General features: G+C 58.0%; 16 protein-coding genes. 11 read left to right on the top strand and 5 right to left on the bottom strand.

Annotated features, from left to right (window positions below; all coding sequences use genetic code 11):
• Positions 1-164: 164 nt before the first annotated feature.
• Positions 165-1,253 (bottom strand): cation:proton antiporter, encoded by a 1,089-nt coding sequence (locus ACYVGU_RS08080; RefSeq protein WP_460622003.1) that lies wholly within the window; start codon positions 1,251-1,253, stop codon positions 165-167.
• A 263-nt stretch (positions 1,254-1,516) separates the two neighbouring features.
• Here ACYVGU_RS08080 and ACYVGU_RS08085 point away from each other — a divergent pair, with 263 nt between their 5' ends.
• On the top strand, positions 1,517-2,770 hold the full coding sequence (locus tag ACYVGU_RS08085; protein WP_460621623.1) for a BaiN/RdsA family NAD(P)/FAD-dependent oxidoreductase: 1,254 nt from the start codon (positions 1,517-1,519) through the stop codon (positions 2,768-2,770).
• 8 nt (positions 2,771-2,778) lie between these two features.
• On the opposite strand, the gene ACYVGU_RS08090 is transcribed toward ACYVGU_RS08085, so the two are convergent.
• Positions 2,779-3,036: a hypothetical protein gene (locus ACYVGU_RS08090; protein WP_460611614.1), complete on the bottom strand. Its 258-nt coding sequence runs from the start codon at positions 3,034-3,036 to the stop codon at positions 2,779-2,781.
• Between the two features lie 207 nt (positions 3,037-3,243).
• Here ACYVGU_RS08090 and ACYVGU_RS08095 point away from each other — a divergent pair, with 207 nt between their 5' ends.
• On the top strand, positions 3,244-4,695 hold the full coding sequence (locus tag ACYVGU_RS08095; protein WP_460621624.1) for a diadenylate cyclase: 1,452 nt from the start codon (positions 3,244-3,246) through the stop codon (positions 4,693-4,695).
• 88 nt (positions 4,696-4,783) lie between these two features.
• On the opposite strand, the gene ACYVGU_RS08100 is transcribed toward ACYVGU_RS08095, so the two are convergent.
• On the bottom strand, positions 4,784-5,773 hold the full coding sequence (locus tag ACYVGU_RS08100) for an aldo/keto reductase (RefSeq protein WP_460621625.1): 990 nt from the start codon (positions 5,771-5,773) through the stop codon (positions 4,784-4,786).
• Between the two features lie 178 nt (positions 5,774-5,951).
• On the opposite strand from ACYVGU_RS08100, the gene ACYVGU_RS08105 reads away from it, so the two are divergent.
• Complete coding sequence (locus ACYVGU_RS08105; RefSeq protein WP_460621626.1) at positions 5,952-6,422, top strand: DUF4112 domain-containing protein; 471 nt, start codon at positions 5,952-5,954, stop codon at positions 6,420-6,422.
• Between the two features lie 197 nt (positions 6,423-6,619).
• Complete coding sequence (locus ACYVGU_RS08110) at positions 6,620-7,321, top strand: hypothetical protein (RefSeq protein ID WP_460621627.1); 702 nt, start codon at positions 6,620-6,622, stop codon at positions 7,319-7,321.
• 46 nt (positions 7,322-7,367) lie between these two features.
• Here ACYVGU_RS08110 and ACYVGU_RS08115 read toward each other — a convergent pair whose 3' ends face one another.
• On the bottom strand, positions 7,368-7,919 hold the full coding sequence (locus ACYVGU_RS08115; protein WP_460621628.1) for a glutathione peroxidase: 552 nt from the start codon (positions 7,917-7,919) through the stop codon (positions 7,368-7,370).
• 287 nt (positions 7,920-8,206) lie between these two features.
• On the opposite strand from ACYVGU_RS08115, the gene ACYVGU_RS08120 reads away from it, so the two are divergent.
• From ACYVGU_RS08120 to ACYVGU_RS08135, 4 genes are all read left to right on the top strand, one after another.
• Positions 8,207-8,614, top strand: coding sequence for a hypothetical protein (locus ACYVGU_RS08120; protein WP_460621629.1), 408 nt, complete (start codon positions 8,207-8,209; stop codon positions 8,612-8,614).
• A complete protein-coding gene (locus ACYVGU_RS08125) occupies positions 8,611-9,300 on the top strand; it encodes an SCO family protein (RefSeq protein ID WP_460621630.1) in 690 nt (229 codons plus the stop codon). Before ACYVGU_RS08120 ends, ACYVGU_RS08125 begins: the two co-directional genes overlap by 4 nt.
• The gene (locus ACYVGU_RS08130) at positions 9,297-9,728 is read left to right on the top strand and encodes a c-type cytochrome (RefSeq protein WP_460621631.1); all 432 of its coding nucleotides are present in this window, start codon (positions 9,297-9,299) and stop codon (positions 9,726-9,728) included. Before ACYVGU_RS08125 ends, ACYVGU_RS08130 begins: the two co-directional genes overlap by 4 nt.
• Positions 9,729-10,171: 443 nt before the next feature.
• The gene (locus ACYVGU_RS08135) at positions 10,172-11,170 is read left to right on the top strand and encodes an enhanced serine sensitivity protein SseB (RefSeq protein WP_460621632.1); all 999 of its coding nucleotides are present in this window, start codon (positions 10,172-10,174) and stop codon (positions 11,168-11,170) included.
• A gap of 72 nt (positions 11,171-11,242) precedes the next feature.
• Here ACYVGU_RS08135 and ACYVGU_RS08140 read toward each other — a convergent pair whose 3' ends face one another.
• Positions 11,243-11,776, bottom strand: coding sequence for a DUF2062 domain-containing protein (locus ACYVGU_RS08140; RefSeq protein ID WP_460611605.1), 534 nt, complete (start codon positions 11,774-11,776; stop codon positions 11,243-11,245).
• A 108-nt stretch (positions 11,777-11,884) separates the two neighbouring features.
• On the opposite strand from ACYVGU_RS08140, the gene ACYVGU_RS08145 reads away from it, so the two are divergent.
• The 3 genes from ACYVGU_RS08145 to ACYVGU_RS08155 all read left to right on the top strand — a co-directional run bounded on the left by ACYVGU_RS08145 (position 11,885) and on the right by ACYVGU_RS08155 (position 16,340).
• Entirely contained in the window at positions 11,885-12,820 is a 936-nt protein-coding gene (locus ACYVGU_RS08145; RefSeq protein WP_460611604.1) for a YihY/virulence factor BrkB family protein, read from the top strand.
• Positions 12,821-12,931: 111 nt separating this feature from the next.
• Positions 12,932-14,326 (top strand): DEAD/DEAH box helicase, encoded by a 1,395-nt coding sequence (locus ACYVGU_RS08150; RefSeq protein ID WP_460621633.1) that lies wholly within the window; start codon positions 12,932-12,934, stop codon positions 14,324-14,326.
• A gap of 526 nt (positions 14,327-14,852) precedes the next feature.
• On the top strand, positions 14,853-16,340 hold the full coding sequence (locus ACYVGU_RS08155; RefSeq protein ID WP_460621634.1) for a glycoside hydrolase family 30 protein: 1,488 nt from the start codon (positions 14,853-14,855) through the stop codon (positions 16,338-16,340).
• Positions 16,341-16,361 lie beyond the last annotated feature (21 nt).

Consider the following 16,361-nt stretch of genomic DNA (forward strand, 5'->3'; position numbering starts at 1 on the left):
GGACAAAGTGGTAGAGATGCTTCGACTCCGCTCAGCAGGACGTTCTATTTGCTAGGGTAACGCACTAGCCCAACCTTAGTCAGGCGAGTTACGTCAGCTGCGTAAGCACCAGATCAAGCAAGTTGGTTTGATTCTTCCCGGACACCTTTGCCTCAGTAGCGCACCTAGTACTCGCCTATTTCGGGTTCCTCTTTGGCCATCAGCAGCCCGATCATCATCAGAATTCCGGTCAGCAGAATTACCACGAACAGGATTTTCTCACTGACTTGCCCGATAAGGTGCTGCTGCGGAATGCTGTAGAATAGCAGGATCGTAATCAGGCCTTTGGGGGCAATAAACAGCTCGGGTACCAGGTCGGTGCGGGCAATGTAGCGAAGGTAAAAGAAGCGGATAGCGGTGAGGGCGGCCACAATTAAAATGCCTTGCCCAATCAATGCCGGACTCAGAACACTGTTAAGCTCAATGCTGAATCCGAACAGCAGAAAGAAGAACGTACGAATCAGGAACGCCGACTCAGCCGTGATGCTGCGCAACTGGTGCACCTCCTCACTGAGGCGCTCCGGATGAAACCAGCGCCGCAAGGGGCCTTTCAGAAACTGCTCGGCGTTGCTTACGGCTAGGCCAAAGGCTAGCACCAGCACCAACGACGACAAATGCAGCTTCTTGGCTAGGCTGTACAGCAAGATCAGGAAGGCCAGAATAAGGAAGAACTTGACGTGCAGCCGGATTCGACCGAGCAGGAAGGCTAGCGCGGCTGTGCTGAGCACCGCCACCACCAGCACCGCCAGCACATCGGCCCCAAACGTGAGGACCGAGGCTCCCTGAGCAAAGTTTTTTTGAAGGGCGAAGTTGAAGAACATAATGCCCAGAATGTCGGAGAACGTGCTTTCGTACACGATAAACTCCTGCTTTTCGCCGCGCAGGTTGGCTACGCTGGGAATGGCAATGGCCGAGCTGATAACGGCCAGCGGAATGGCATTTACCAGGCAGCTCTGAAAACTAACCTGCAGCCACAGATGCAGAATCAAGGCAATAACCAGGGCTTGCACCACCAGTATCAGAATAGCCGCGAAAAACGAACGCCGAATGAGGGGCGCTTTATCCCGACTGATTTTCAAATCCAGGGCGCCTTCCAGCACAATCATGATCAGTCCGATGATGCCGAATATTTCCAATACCACCTTCGGAATGCCCAAGGCAATATCGAAGTAGTCGGCGGACTGGCGCAGCGCAATGCCCGCGAGCAGCAGCATTAGCACCGACGGCACTTTGGTGGCCCTGGCAGCCAGATCGAAGAGGTACGAAAGTATAACGGCCAGACTCAGGCCGATCAGAATGGAATAAGGACCCATGCAGCAGAATGTAAGCCAAACACTAGCCCGGCACCCACTTCAAAGGCAGGTGAACCACGGCTCAAGCTGCCCAAGATAGGGAGCCCGCGGCACCTAGCGCGCCGCTAGGCCTTTCTGCGGGCCGTGGTAGCCTAGCTCTGGCGGCGGCATTCTACCTTTGCACGATGGATCAAACGGCTGAGCTGGCACCTGCTTGGATTGCAATTATTGGGGGCGGCCCGGCCGGCCTGCTGGCGGCCCAACGCCTGGCCGAAGCGGGCTGCCGCGTGACGGTGTATGAGGCCCAGGCCACGGTAGGGCGTAAGTTTTTAGTGGCCGGCCATGGCGGCTTCAACCTAACCAACAGTGAGCCCCTGCCGGCTTTTGCGCCGCGCTATGCCCAGCGCCAGGCTGAGTTTGCCCGCTTTCTGGAGCACTTTTCTCCCGCCGACCTGCGCGCCTGGACCCAGGACTTGGGCATTGCTACCTTCATTGGGACCAGCGGACGGGTGTTTCCGCTGGAAGAGCACAAGCCGGCGCACGTGCTGCGGGCGTGGTTGGAGCGGCTCAGTGCCCTAGGCGTTACCATCCGAACGCGCCAGCGCTGGCTGGGCTTTGCGGGACCACATGGCCTACGGCTGCGCGATGAAACAACAGGCACCGAAACTACGGTGCAGCCTACCGCTACCGTGCTGGCTTTGGGCGGAGCTAGCTGGGCTAAAACTGGCTCCGACGGCAGCTGGGTGGCAGCGTTAGAGGAAATTGGGGTTACGTGCGTGCCCTTCGCGCCCAGCAACTGCGGGGCGGAAGTGGCATGGTCGGCTTTCTTTAAAGAGAAAGTGGGCCGTCAGCCGCTCAAAAATGTGGCCTTAAGCTGCGGGGCGCAAACTGTTCGGGGCGAACTGATGCTGACCGATTACGGCCTGGAAGGAACGCCTGTGTACGCCCTTACGCCGGCGCTGCGCGCGGCCCTGGCTACGGGAGGCTCCGCTACCCTACGGCTCACCCTCAAACCCGACCTAGCACCTGAGGCATTGCTGGAGAAGCTGGCCCGGCGTCGGGCAGAGAAATCACTAGCCTCGTTTCTAGCCGATACGCTGAAGCTAAAGCCACCGGTGCCTACTCTGCTGCGGGAGCTACACCCCGGCCCGTTACCCACTGAGCCCACCGCTCTGGCTCACCTGCTCACGCACCTGCCTATTCCGGTTACGGGCCTGCGCCCGCTTGATGAGGCCATTAGTACGGCGGGTGGGGTGGCGTGGGAAGCGGTAGATGAGCACCTGATGCTGCGGCAGCGTCCCGGCACATTTGTGGCCGGCGAAATGCTGGACTGGGAGGCACCGACAGGGGGCTATTTGTTGCAAGGCTGCTTTAGCACCGGGGCCTGGGTGGCACGCGGGGTACTAGCTAGCCTTGGGCAGCCAACCGGCAGCAACTAAACGCTAGGCTACCGTTCGTTCTGAATGCGTTCGGCTTCCTCGGCAGCAGCCAGAATGGCCTTGGCTTCGGTAAGCAAATTCTGGCCATGATCGAGCTGCTGACGCAGGATCAGAGCAAACAGCACGAAGTAGGAAATTATGGGCAGAAACAACCCGAGGGCAAACCACAACCAAAACGAGCGGCCGTAGCTATAGGCACAGTACCCCGTGGTCATCGGTAGCAACGACATGGCAAAAATGCCGGCAATAAGTAAATCTACGAACATGACACGACGGGGCAAAGGCGTGAAACTTCCTGAAGATACGCCCCACCATACAAACTGCCAAGCAGTAGCTTACGAACGGGCTTGCTGATAACCCGTAAACAGGTAAAAGGTTGAAAAATCGGGCTTTTCTTTTCAGGTTTTCGATCATTCGGCTGATTTTTTCGTAATTCCTGCTTTGCGTTCCCCTCTCGCCCGCCCTTCGCCCCTATGTGGGAAAATCAAAGTCTATTCCGCGTTTCAGCTCAGCTCTCGGCTGATGGTGTCTTTAATCTGCTGGACCGAAGCCTGAAGCCGGAGGTGTTTCTGCTGGGGCTGGCCGCGGTCCGCGAAGCCGATGTGCCGGAAGGCGTGGTGATTGAGCCGGCCGCGCACCGCTACCGCCCGCATGAGTTTGCGGCCGTAAAGGAACGAGCAGCTTCTCTGGAGCCGGATGGCCCGCGGGAAATGGTGTACCATCTGCACCCCCTCGACCACGATCAGTACGAAAAACACCGCTGGTACGAGCTGCTGCGCCGAGCCACCGAACATACCCTCAACGACTTAGTAGTTACGCACCGCGAGGAGCGCGTTACCTTTTGCTCGTTGCCCGTTGGGGTGGGCAACTACTTGGTAGTGGTAGTGTTGCAGCTTTCTTCGGAGGCGTACCACAGCTATTATGCACTTCCGGGCCCGGCGGGGCCTAGTCGGCCGGCGTCGTTGCTGGCGGCTACTATTCAGGAGTTTCTGCAGGATGCCTCACGGGCCCTGCGCGAGTCAGATACCACCGACGACCGCCCCGTGCTCGACCGCGACTACAACGAGGTGCTGCGCGCGGCAGGCCGGCGCTTTATGCTACGGGCCGCGGCGGGCTCACATGGGCTCTACGATGCCTGCAACGGCATTGCGGCTTTGCGCCACGAGGGCGACGAAGGCGTAGGCACCATGATTATCTCCCGGCGCAACCACCCGGCCGTAGTGCCCATCCTGACGCTGGACTCCCCCATTCCACTGCGCGACTACCGCCGCATCCGGAAGCTGCTGGAGCTCAGCGAAGACCGCAATGCCCTCCTGACCGATGCCACCGACGTGTTCGGCCTAGGGTACCTGGTAGAGCCAACCGACCCGCAGTACGAGGCCCTGTTCACGGTGCACTTCACCAAGCACTACAGCTGGGAGCTTAGCCACAACGCCCAAATCATGATGAAAGTGGTGTCGAACACACCACGCCTGCCCCAAGGCACCGTTGATGAAAACAACTTTGCCGATGCCATCCGGCGCGTATTTCCGGCCACTGACGCGGCTGGGGCGGCCTATTTGTGGGAACTCACCCTGAAAGCTACCGCCCAAACCAACGGTACCATTCTGGTAATTTCGGAAGGCGCGGCTCAGGAAGCGGCCCGCCTCACGCGGCAGTGTTTCCGGGTTTCGCCGCGCCTCATGACACCCTCCGTACTGCGCCTAGTCACGAACATTGATGGGGCCGTGCTGATTGACCCGGCTGGCACCTGCTACGCCATCGGAGTGATTCTGGACGGGCTGGCTACGGCCAAAGGCGACTCTTCGCGCGGCTCCCGTTATAACTCAGCCTTACGTTACGTAGAAAGCAGCCGCTACCCAGTGCTAGCCATTGTGGTCAGTGAAGACGGCTGGATTGATTTGCTCCCGCCCGTACGTCGCTAGAAAACAGCCCAGCAGGTGAGTTTGACGGGTTTCCAGGCCTAGGCCCACCACCACGTCAAACCCACCTGATGGGCTGTTTATTCTTGTGTTATCCGTTCACCGATTTCATCATGGCATCGGGGTAGCGCTGTCCGGCGGCCGCGTGCTGGGGCGCAATTTGGTTGATGCGAGCCAGGTCCTCCAGCGACAGCAGCAGTTCGGCGCCGCCTACGTTTTCTTCCAGATACGTGACGCGCTTGGTACCCGGAATTGGCACGATATCCTCGCCCTGCGCCAGCACCCACGCCAACGCCAACTGGCTTGGGGTGCAGTCCTTTTCGGTAGCCATTTCCTTGATGCGTGCCACTAGGTCCAGGTTTTTCTGAAAGTTCTCGCCCTGAAAGCGTGGCGTGTGGCGGCGGTAGTCATCGGGAGCTAGGTCCTCAAACCGCTGAATCTGCCCGGTCAGGAACCCGCGGCCTAGGGGCGAATACGGCACAAACCCAATGCCCAGCTCGCGGCAGGTAGGCAGAATCTCATCCTCCGGGTCGCGGCTCCACAACGAGTACTCGGTTTGCAGCGCCGAAATAGGATGGATGTGATGGGCGCGGCGGAGCGTGTCGGGTGCGGCTTCCGAGAGGCCCAGGTACCGGACCTTGCCTTCCTTCACTAGCTCGGCCATAGCTCCCACCGTTTCCTCAATGGGGGTTTCGGGGTCTACGCGATGCTGATAATACAAATCAATGTAGTCGGTGCCTAGGCGGCGCAGGCTAGCTTCGCAGGCCTGGCGCACATACTCGGGGCGGCCACTGATGCCACGCTTGGTAGGGTCGTTTGGGTCGCGCTGAATCCCGAATTTGGTAGCCAGCACTACCTGCGGTCGGTGTCCTTTCAGGGCCCGGCCTACCAGTTCCTCGTTGGTATAAGGCCCGTACATATCGGCGGTATCAAAGAAAGTAATGCCTAGCTCAATGGCCCGATGAATGGTGCGTGTACTTTCCTCATCGTTGGGCTGGCCGTAAAAATCCGACATGCCCATGCAGCCAAGGCCGAGAGCAGAAACTTGCAGGCCTTCGCGGCCCAGATTGCGTGTTTTCATAGCGTGAATGCGTGTGGTACAGAATACATGAGCTAACCTGAGTTGGTAGCCGCCCGCTTCATCCCGTCAAGGGAATTGCCAAATCTGCGGCTCCTACACTGCAAAAACCTGTACGCGCCGTATAACAGGCCTGTTGCCGCTCCGGCTATTCTTCTCCCTCCCGTTCTGCTTCTTTCCCATGTCTATTCCTTTTGATCAAGATGAACGCCTGCGTTGGGTTGAGCGCATTTCGCACCTGCTCGACAGCCAGTTTCGGGTACCCGGTACCAACTGGCGTTTCGGCCTCGACCCCCTAATGGGCCTGATTCCGGTGGTGGGAGGCCTGCCGTCCCTGGCCGTTTCGGGCGCCCTCATCCTGACGATGATGCGCCACGGCGCCAGCGGCCAGTTGGTGGTGCGTATGGCCTTCAATGTGCTCCTCGACACCCTTATCGGTGCTATTCCGGTGCTGGGCAACATCTTCGACTTCGCCTATAAAGCCAACAACCGCAACGTGCGGCTCCTGCGGGAGCACTACGCCGAGGGCAAACACCAAGGCAGTGGCAAAGGCATTTTGCTGCTCTTGGCCGTGTTTCTGGCGCTAGTGTTTGGAGTAGTGGGCTGGCTGATTTTTCTGCTTTTCGAGTGGGTGTGGCATGCCTTGAGCTAGGTGCCTCGCAGGCGGTTTGCGCCCCGTCAATACCTAGGCTATGTAGATAGCAAACGAAAAGTACGTCATGCTTCGGCTCGGCTCCGCATGGCGTACTTTTCGTTTGCTATAACGAGCGGTTTAAGCCTCGTTGGCACCTAGTAAAAAGTGGCATTGTAACTCGTTCGATGCCACCGCATTTTTAATCTTCTACTCCCTTGTGGAATGCCACTATTTTGCATGAAATTCATCTACACAGCAGAGTGGTACCAACTATACTTTCGAGCCTGCGTCTTAGCACCTGTTATTGGCTACTCCTGTTTTTAGTACTCAGTGCTTGTGATGGACAACACAAGCAGGCTAAAGTTACTCAACAAGGAACAACTGCTTTCCAACCACGATCTTTTAGTCTGGCACGGCTGGATGGAACCCAAAGCTTTCTTGATAGCCTGCGTGCCCTGCCTCGAGTTGATACTCTGCTTCTTCGGCAGTTTTTTGCCAAAGTAGACTCGCGTTATATTCCTGGAAAGGCATATGACGCTTATACAACATTTCACCGCTATACTACGCTTACAATAGGCGAGCGACATGCAGAAGTCATTGCCGAAATCATGGACATTAATACAGTCTATGCTATCCTACACTTAATACTTTTCGATGAGCAGAACCAATGTGTGGCAACGGTGCCATTAGCACTTCATTATGATGAAGCCGGCGGCAGTGAGAATTGGAGTAGCATACAGAAAACTCGCACCTCTTTTTTACAGCGGCAGGAAAAGTCTGATTTTGTCTACAAGAGCCCCATGGAAGGAGACCCAGTAGGAAGAGATACAGTGCTTATTTACCTAAGTATAGAGCTTAAAAACTCCAGAGTAGAAAAGAGCCGGGTTGACAGCACATATACAGCAACGAAGCACTAAATCAGCCGTTTAAGCCCCATCGGCACCTAGTACAAAGCAGCCTCAGTTACTTGCCTGAGGCCTTAATGCTGGTGGTTACTTCTTCGCTAAGCGGTGATACGGCGGGACCGAAATAGTGCGTCAGCTGGCCGTTTTCACTGATGAGGTACTTGGAGAAGTTCCAGTCGGGGGCCTGCTCGTTCCAGCCGTTTTGCTGGGGGTTGCTGAGCCACTGATACACGGGATTTTGGTTGGGCTGCTTTACTACCACGCTCTTTTTCATGAGCGGAAATGACACGCCAAAGTTTACCTGACAGAACTGCTGAATAGCGGAGTCGTCGTCTTTTTCCTGCTCCGCAAAGTCGTTGGCCGGAAACCCGAGCACTACTAGTTTATCGGCATATCGCTCTGAAAGCTGCTGCAGTTCCTCGTATTGGTTCGTGAAACCGCAGTTAGAGGCCGTGTTCACCAGCAGCACTTTCTTGCCCTTCAGGTCATCAAACGACAAGTCCTGGCCGCTGTTGAGCGTACTACCGAGCGTGTAGAACGAAACCGGCGCGGGTGTTTTCTTCTTGTTTTCCAACACCTTGCCCTTACTGCTTGACTTAGAAAGACGCATAATAAGCGGGTAAAGCAGTTTCATTGCCTTTTGGCGAAATGTGGCCATAATGAGGGAGTTGGTTTAGTGAAAGGAGGCCTTCCAGTGCCGAATTGCTGGCTGAGAAGCAGCCTTCAAAGGTAGAAGACTCGGGAAAAGTGTAACAGGGAAGGACGAGCCTAGTACGCAGAAGTTACTACCGAGGTGCTTTCCTAGGCTGCTTGCGAGCTTCAACCGTTTCCTGTCGCATTCTGTTACGGTTTTCATCCGTTCCTCACCTAATCGCGCCTTACCTTTGCGGCGTGAAAATGCTCCGATTCCTTCCGTTGCTCGTGCTTTTTTCGGGTTGCCTCTCGCTGCAAAGTGATGAGCAAAAGGCCGAAAACGCCGAGAAGGCGGTGCTAGCCCGCCATGATGAGCTGATGGCCCAAATGGACCAGCTCTACACCCTGCGCCTTAAGCTCCAGAAAACCCCTCCGGCCGATACCGTGGCCGCGGGCCGCCAGCGCCGCGCGCTGCTGGCCGCCGAGGCTGGCATGATGTTCTGGATGCACAACTACCGACGCCCCCAGGATACTGTGGCCGTAGCACGACGCTTGGCCTATTACGCAGTCCAACAACAGCGAATTGATTCTGTTGGTCGTTTGTTTAGAAGTAGTCAGGACTCCGCTAAGCTGCTCCTGACTACCACCGCCACCCCATCTTCAGCCCAATGATCCGACCTATTTTGCGCCGCACTAGCTTCCTGTTAATCAGTACCCTGGCTAGCATATCCTTGCTACTGAGCAGCTGCACCGAAAAGCCCGACCAGGCCAAGCTGCCCTACCTTGGGGAGCCTGATGTGGTGCGCAACGCCTCCGGGGCCGCCCCCGATACCATTCCGTTCACGGTGCCCACCTTCACGCTCACCAACCAGCTCGGCCAAACCATCACCGACCAAACCTTTGCCGGCAAGGTCTACGTGACGGATTTCTTCTTCGCAACCTGCCCCAGCATCTGCCCCAAAATGCAGAGCGAGCTGCTGCGCGTGTACAAGGCCTACGAGAAAAACCCGAACGTACTGTTCTTGAGCCATACCATCGACCCAGCCCACGACTCCATTCCGGTGCTGCGGGACTATGCTGAGCGCCTGGGCATTCAGGACGCCTCGCGCTGGCACTTCGCCACGGCTCCGCACGACACCATTTTTGGGCTAGCCCGCGCCTACATGACGGGTGCCGAAGTAGATAAGCAAGCCGAAGGCGGCTTTGCCCACAACGGCACCTTCGCCCTCGTTGATTCGCACCGCCGCGTACGGGGTTTGTATGATGGCATGGTGAAAGAAGAAGTAGACCGCCTGATTAAAGATTTGCCCGTGCTGTTGAAAGAAGAAGCAGAACAGCAAAAAGTAGCCACTAAATGAGCCGCCCGTGGTGGCGCGGGTTGGGCCGCGGACTGGTGGCTGCGGCCGTGGGCAGCACCTTGTTAAGCAGCTGTTTCACGGAGCGCAAAAACGAAGGCGCGCAGCTCTATGCCACGCATTGCGCCAGCTGCCACGGCGACCAGGGCCAGGGCCTGCAACGCCTGATTCCGCCCGTAGCCAACGCCGACTACATTGCCAAGTACCGGGCCGAGCTGCCGTGTGTTATTCGGAAGGGCCTGAAAGGGCCGCTGGTGGTGAATGGGGTTGACTACAACCAGGTAATGCCCGGCCACGAAGACCTCACCGACTCGCAAATCACGAATCTGCTGAACTTCCTGCAAACCAATTGGGGCAACAAAAACCAGCCCTACACCATCCGCGAAGCCTCCGAGCTGCTGGCCCGCTGCAACGGCTCCGATGGACAATAATGCCGGGTGTTAGCTACTAGACTGTGTTTGAAAAGTGCTTTTGATCATCTTGAACGGTCATATGTAATCTAGCGCCCGTCAGCCGAGGCATCTTGCTCGCATAGTTGTGTTACTAGCCTAACATCAGCAGGAGAGAAGCTTCCTTCTCTGCTTGATGCGCAGAATGCTCAGCATGACGGGCTAGAGCGTTCAGACACAAGCTAGTCTTACAGAAAAAGCCGCGGGCAGCTTTCGGGCTGCCGCGGCTTTTTCTGTTCCGTAGGGTTTAAGCTGCTGCTGGGCCTAGTGCGCTGTGCGCCGCCTGAGCCGCTCGCATTTCTACTAGCCTGCCGCCACCGCAAAACCCCTGAATTATTTTGCGCGGGCTGTCGGGCCGCTGGTGGTTTAGGCGTGCATCTTCCCGTAAACCTGATTAGCTTGCAGCTTCATCTGCTTGTTTTGTTATGGGTCTGTTTGACTTCCTGAAAAAGAAACCTGAGGACGCTCCGGCTCCTGCTTCCACTCCTACCCCAGCCCCCGATCAGGGCGCTGCCACTACCCCTGCTGAATCGGCAAAGCCGTCGGGCCCTCGCTATAAAGGAGCTAACTATCAGGCACCTGCTACGCCGGCTCCGGCCCCGGCTTCTATGCCGTTTATTCCTCCAGCGCCGCCTATTCCGCTGCCCGGCACGTATGAGGGTGAAGTACCCACGCCACAGGTTCCTGATTTTCAGCCGCTCAATATTCTGGAGCAGTTGCTGATGCAGGCGGCCATGGACCCGCAGTTCCGCTCACCCTTCTACCAAGCGTTGCTCGGCGAAGAAGTATATGTGGTAATGGCAGCCGCCGAAGGCCAGGAGCCCGGCGAGGTTACCCCTACTGAGGGCATGGAAATTCAGCTTCAGGCCCTGCACGATGGCAAAATTGCTGTGTTTACGGCAGTAGAGCGCATCTTCGACAACGGTGCCGTACCCCAGGACAGCGTGGCGTACATGCGCCTGCGCGGCCATGATTTCTTCACGATGACCCAAGGCGCCGACTGCGCCCTGAACCCGTTCTCGTCGGTGGGCAAGCTACTGCCTGTTGATGAAGTTCAGGCCCTGCTGTCGGGTCAGTTGTTCGAAATGCCGCCTCAGCAGGATATGCAAGTGTCGTTGCACCAGCCGGAGCCAGAGCCAACCGAGCTACTGGAAGCCCTGCGTGAGTACAGCGCTAGCCAAGACCACATCCGCAACGTGTACCTCACCGAGATGCGTTTGCAGCAGGATCCGCAGCAGGCCCGCTTACTTCTCGCCTTCGACACCGAATCGCAGGACCCCGCTTTCCTGCAAGATTTGGGCCCGATCATCCAAGGAAAAATCGGCAGCGCGCAGTTCGTAGACCTCATGCTGGTTGACCCGAACTCCGAGGAGCCTCTCATCCAGTACCTGCTTACTACTACGCCCGTTTACCAGCGCGCGTAGCAGGTACTAGGCACCCCACTAGTAGAAACCCTGACCAGCGGCCCAGTGCCGTAGGTCAGGGTTTCGGCCTTTTCAGGGGGTAGCAGTTTCCGTGGGAGCCGGGCGCATGGTACGGCGCAAAATCGGGCGCAGCAGAAAGTACAGGATGGGGCATAGCACGAGGCACCCCACGGCCCAAATGGCCAGCGCCCCCAGCATAGCATACCACAGCAGTTGCAGCGCCCCCACCCAATCAGAGGCAAATAGCTGCTTGAGTTTCTCCAGCGTCAGCTCCGGGCCGTGGCTTCCCCACAGCTTGGCTCCTTGGCGCATCAGTGGAATAAGTAGCAGCAGCTGCAGCGGGCTCCACAGATGCGCAATGAGCAGGATGGCCGCTACATTCAGCCGAAGCCGCACGGCCGCAAACGTAGCCGACAGCGTGGTTACGCCCAGCACGGGCACCATCCCGAACGCCGTTCCGAGCGCGGCCGTGAGGGCCAGCTGATGCGGCGTGAGCCCCTGCCGCAGCAGGTTAAGCACGGGCTGCACCAAGCGCCGCCGCAGCCACCCGGGGTTAGGAGCAGGCGGCGGGCTAGTAAGAGGCGGCGGAACAGAAGGTTGAGTCACAGCACAGTAAGTTAGCACCCGGAAGCTAGTGGAAGCGGCGCTCGGACATTACCTTCGCAACTCGTTCGGGGTTCCGGCTGGGTGCCGCCGGATGCCTACGCGCCTCTAATGACAAAAGTACGTGAGTCCGGCCACGCCGGGCGCAACCCCTGGACCGATTTCCTGATTTTGCTGCGCCGCGCCGCCCGCGAATTCGGTGCCAATGACCCGCTGCGGCTTGGGGCGGCCACCGCCTTCTTTACCACCTTTGCCCTACCTCCCATCCTGATCATTCTGATTCAGGTGCTGGGCTCCCTGTATTCCACCTCCCAAGTGCATAAGCTGCTGCTCACCAAGCTGGCGCAGCTACTGGGTGCCTCAGCGGCGGGGCTGGTAGAACAGATTCTGCAAAACGTAGGCAACATTGAGCGCAGCCGCTTGGTCACGTGGCTAGGCTTTGTGTTTCTGCTGTTCATTGCCACTACGTTGTTTGGCGTCATCCAAAGCTCCCTTAACCAGCTCTGGCAGATTCGGCCCAAGCGCCATACGGGCCGTTTCTCCAAGGTGCTGAAGGCGCGGGCCCGCTCCCTGGGGCTTTTGCTGGCTACCGGCATCCTCTCCATTATTGCCTTTCTTTCCGACGCGGCTCTTTCTTTCGTGTCCGACTACGCGCGCGACTTTGATCCGACGTTTGGCTACGTCGTATTTCAAATTGTCAACCAGCTGGTTTCCCTCCTGATTCTGGCGGCGTGGTTTGCAGCAACGTTTCGGAACCTGAGTAGCGCCAAAGTGCCTATGCAGGCCGTTTTGCGCGGGGCGTTGCTTACGGCCCTGCTCATTGACCTCGGCGAAAACCTATTGGGCTTTCTGCTGGTGCCGCGCAACCTGGGCCCGATTTATGGCCCCGCCTCCAGTGTCGTACTGGTGTTGCTGTTCGTATTTTATTCGGCCATGATTTTCTACTTCGGGGCCTGTTTCACGAAAGCCTACGCCCACTACGCTGGCCATGACATCCGACCCAAAGCCTCCGCGGTGCGCTACAAGCTTGTTGATATCGTGGAGTAAGGCCGCGGAATGCAGGAATGAGGTGCCCAACGCTCGGCAAACGGGCCATTTCAGCCCCTTCTCCTTGCTCCACTTAAAATACGGCTACCTTTGCAGGAGAAATACCGTTTTATGACTTCGACTACCCCGTCCTTCGCCGACCTCGGCCTCGCTCCCGAACTGCTGCAAGCCCTGGAAGAACTGCAATTCCAGACTCCTACCCCCGTGCAGGAGCAAGTAGTGCCCATGGCCCTGGCCGGGCAGGACGTAGCTGGGCAGGCACCTACCGGCTCGGGCAAAACGGCCGCTTATGGCCTTTCCGTGCTGCAACTCATCGACCTGAAAACCGATGCCGTACAGGTAATTGTGCTGGTACCGGCCCGCGAACTGGCCTTGCAGGTGCGCGATGCGCTCAAGAAGCTCGGCAAGTTTCTACCCAATCTAAGGGTAGCTGCTTTCTATGGTGGTCACGCTTTCCGCGAGGAAACCGCCTCCCTAACCCAGGCTCCGCACATCGTAGTGGCTACTCCCGGCCGCCTGCTCGACCACTTCGAGCGCCGCAGCATTATCCCGAACCAGCTTAAAACTCTGATTCTGGACGAAGCCGATAAGCTGCTGGAGTTGGGCTTTCAGGATGAGCTAGTAGAAATTGTGAAGCGCTTGCCCCGCCGCCGCCAAACGTTGCTGTTCTCGGCTACGATGTCGGATAAAGTGGTAGATCTGATTCGCAAAAACCTCACGCGCCCCCGGGTTGTAAACGCCGGCCAAGACACCGACGAACTACCCGAGAATCTGAAGCTTCTGGGCCACGTGGGCACCGTGGAGAAAAAGCCGGCCGCACTGCTGCATATCCTGCGCCAGCCTGAAACGGGCCGGGCCCTGATTTTTTGCAACACCCGCGAGCGGTGCATGGAACTCACCCGCTTCCTGGTAGGCCGCGACATTGCCGCTGAAGTGCTCCACGGCAAAATGCCCCAGCCGGAGCGCGACAAAGCCTTGCTAAAGCTACGCAACGGTTCCAGCCAAGTGCTGGTAGCCACCGACGTAGCGGCTCGCGGCATCGACGTAACCCTGCTCGATACCGTAGTCCAATACGACGTGCCAGATAAAGCCGATGGCTTCCAGCACCGGGCCGGCCGTACGGCCCGCGCCGGCGCCGAGGGTACGGCCCACATTCTGGCCACCGAGAAAGAGCAAGCACACGTAAAGAAATGGCCGGTAGCTGCTTCTATCCAGTGGAAGGAAATGCACGCGCCCAAGCTGCCCCCAGCCGCCCCCAAAGCGCCGCGCCCCGAAAACGTGACCCTGCACGTATCAGCCGGCAAGAAAGACAAAGTTAGCGCCCACGACTTGGTGGGAGCCTTTGTGAATGTGGGTGGGGTAGCCCGCGACCAGGTAGGTCACATTGAGGTGTTTGATTACTACAGCTACGTGGCCGTGCCGCGCCAGCAAGCCCACGAGGTAGCGGAGAAGCTGGCTGGCGCCAAAGTCAAAGGCAAAAAAGTCCGGGTTTCTATCGTGGAATAACGAAGAGCCTTACTCTAAAAGAAACACCAGGCCCGCGCAGAAGAGCTCTTCTGCGCGGGCCTGGTGTTTCTGGCTTGTTCCCACAAGGCTGCCTCTAAAAAAGGGGAAGCTAATAGGCCCCTAAAGTCCGCAAGGTTGCCAGTTTTGCAATAGCCGGTTTAAGCTCTATTGGCTGGTTTTTTTCTTGTTTCTTAACTGCTTTTGCTCGCGTGCTCCACCTAGTGTTCAAGCTTCGTGATGCACGCGCATACCCAATAGCAGGTGTGCAGTAAGCGTATATCGGGGGTAAATAGAGCTACCGAAGGAAATCGGCGTGGTTTGGTTTGTGCACTGGCTGACCGATATATTTGATCAGGGAGCCACCTACGAGTACCCACTCCTGCCTGCACTACTACCCCTGCCAGGCGCCTACAGCCGCTGTGCTGCTACCCCCAGTTCCTACTTAAACCGCCATACCTACGTGCAGCCCACGCCCCAGTAACTGGGCGCAGCGGCACATCGGAATGGTGATTCTATGCCCTTGCACATGCACAAATCCCTCCTCCTCTGCCTGCTGGCTTCTGGTGTCAGCACCGCTTCTTTGGCCCAGAAAAAAACCACTCAGCCGGCGGCCAAACCGGCTACTTCCACTTCCTACTCAGCGGCCGGCCGGCAGGTGCAGGTCTACACCACCGCCGAGAACACCCCGCTGCGCCTGGCGGCCGCCCCCCAGAAGCTTGCCTTCCAGGCCCAGGCCCAGCCGCTGGAAACCCAGCCCACCGTGTTTGTGGACCCCACCCATGCCTTTCAGACCCTGCTCGGCATCGGCGGGGCCCTGACCGATGCCGCCGCCGAAACGTTTGCCCGCCTGCCCAAGGCCCAGCAGCAGGAGTTGCTGCAGGCCTACTACAGCCCCAGCCAGGGCATCGGCTACACGCTGGCGCGCACCTCCATCCACAGCACCGACTTCTCCTCCGCCCCCTACACCTACGTGGCCGAGGGCGACAAAGAGCTCACGACCTTCAGCATTCAGCACGACCAGCAGTACCGCATTCCCTTTATCAAGCAGGCGATGGCCGCGGCCGGCGGTAAGCTCACGCTGTACGTAAGCCCGTGGAGCCCCCCGGCCTGGATGAAGGACACGAACACCATGCTGCAGGGCGGGCAGCTCTTGCCCGAGTTTCGCCAGAGCTGGGCCAACTACTTTGTTAAGTTTATTCGGGCCTACGAAAAGGCGGGCATCCCCATCTGGGGCCTGACGGTGCAGAACGAGCCCATGGCCAAGCAGAAGTGGGAGTCCTGCCTGTTTACGGCCGAGCAGGAGCGCGACTTCGTGAAAGGCTACCTCGGGCCTACGCTTAAAAAAGCGGGCCTGGGCGAGCGCAAGCTCATCGGCTGGGACCACAACCGCGACCTGCTGTTTCAGCGGGCCACTACCCTCTTTGATGACCCGGAGGCTAGCCAGTACTTTTGGGGCCTGGGCTACCACTGGTACGAGACGTGGACGGGCTCAGGCATGCAGTTTGAGAACGTGCGCCGCGTCCATGAAACCTACCCCGATAAGCACCTGATCTTTACCGAAGGCTGCGTGGAAAAGTTTGCCTACAGTGGCATTGGCGATTGGCGCCTGGGCGAGCGCTACGCGTATTCCATGCTCAACGACTTTAATGCCGGCACCGAAGCCTGGACCGACTGGAACGTGCTGCTGGACGAGACCGGCGGGCCGAACCACGTGGGCAACTTCTGCTACGCGCCCCTGATTGGCGACACCAAGCAGGGCCAGCTCCTTTATACCAACGCCTACTATTACATCGGTCACTTCAGCAAGTTTATCCGGCCCGGGGCCCGGCGCGTGGCCGCCACGGCCAGCCGCGACGTGCTGCAAACCACGGCCTTCCGCAACCCCGATGGCACCCTGGCCGTGGTCGTGCTCAACACGACGGAAAAAGAACAGCCCTTCCAGCTCTGGATTAAAGGCCAGGCCACCCCCACCACCAGCCGCCCCCACTCCATCATGACGATGCTTGTCGAGTAAGACGACCTAGTAAAAGTAAAG

This window comes from Hymenobacter tenuis (assembly GCF_054780495.1).

What these genes read in the sequence shown, in the direction of transcription:
- ACYVGU_RS08080 (WP_460622003.1), bottom strand. Translation starts at nt 1,253, where the DNA reads ATGCTGCTGCTCGCGGGCATTGCGCTGCGCCAGTCCGCCGACTACTTC.
- ACYVGU_RS08085 (WP_460621623.1), top strand. Translation starts at nt 1,517, where the DNA reads ATGGATCAAACGGCTGAGCTGGCACCTGCTTGGATTGCAATTATTGGG.
- ACYVGU_RS08090 (WP_460611614.1), bottom strand. Translation starts at nt 3,036, where the DNA reads ATGTTCGTAGATTTACTTATTGCCGGCATTTTTGCCATGTCGTTGCTA.
- ACYVGU_RS08095 (WP_460621624.1), top strand. Translation starts at nt 3,244, where the DNA reads ATGTGGGAAAATCAAAGTCTATTCCGCGTTTCAGCTCAGCTCTCGGCT.
- ACYVGU_RS08100 (WP_460621625.1), bottom strand. Translation starts at nt 5,773, where the DNA reads ATGAAAACACGCAATCTGGGCCGCGAAGGCCTGCAAGTTTCTGCTCTC.
- ACYVGU_RS08105 (WP_460621626.1), top strand. Translation starts at nt 5,952, where the DNA reads ATGTCTATTCCTTTTGATCAAGATGAACGCCTGCGTTGGGTTGAGCGC.
- ACYVGU_RS08115 (WP_460621628.1), bottom strand. Translation starts at nt 7,919, where the DNA reads ATGCGTCTTTCTAAGTCAAGCAGTAAGGGCAAGGTGTTGGAAAACAAG.
- ACYVGU_RS08120 (WP_460621629.1), top strand. Translation starts at nt 8,207, where the DNA reads ATGCTCCGATTCCTTCCGTTGCTCGTGCTTTTTTCGGGTTGCCTCTCG.
- ACYVGU_RS08125 (WP_460621630.1), top strand. Translation starts at nt 8,611, where the DNA reads ATGATCCGACCTATTTTGCGCCGCACTAGCTTCCTGTTAATCAGTACC.
- ACYVGU_RS08130 (WP_460621631.1), top strand. Translation starts at nt 9,297, where the DNA reads ATGAGCCGCCCGTGGTGGCGCGGGTTGGGCCGCGGACTGGTGGCTGCG.
- ACYVGU_RS08135 (WP_460621632.1), top strand. Translation starts at nt 10,172, where the DNA reads ATGGGTCTGTTTGACTTCCTGAAAAAGAAACCTGAGGACGCTCCGGCT.
- ACYVGU_RS08145 (WP_460611604.1), top strand. Translation starts at nt 11,885, where the DNA reads ATGACAAAAGTACGTGAGTCCGGCCACGCCGGGCGCAACCCCTGGACC.
- ACYVGU_RS08150 (WP_460621633.1), top strand. Translation starts at nt 12,932, where the DNA reads ATGACTTCGACTACCCCGTCCTTCGCCGACCTCGGCCTCGCTCCCGAA.
- ACYVGU_RS08155 (WP_460621634.1), top strand. Translation starts at nt 14,853, where the DNA reads ATGCACAAATCCCTCCTCCTCTGCCTGCTGGCTTCTGGTGTCAGCACC.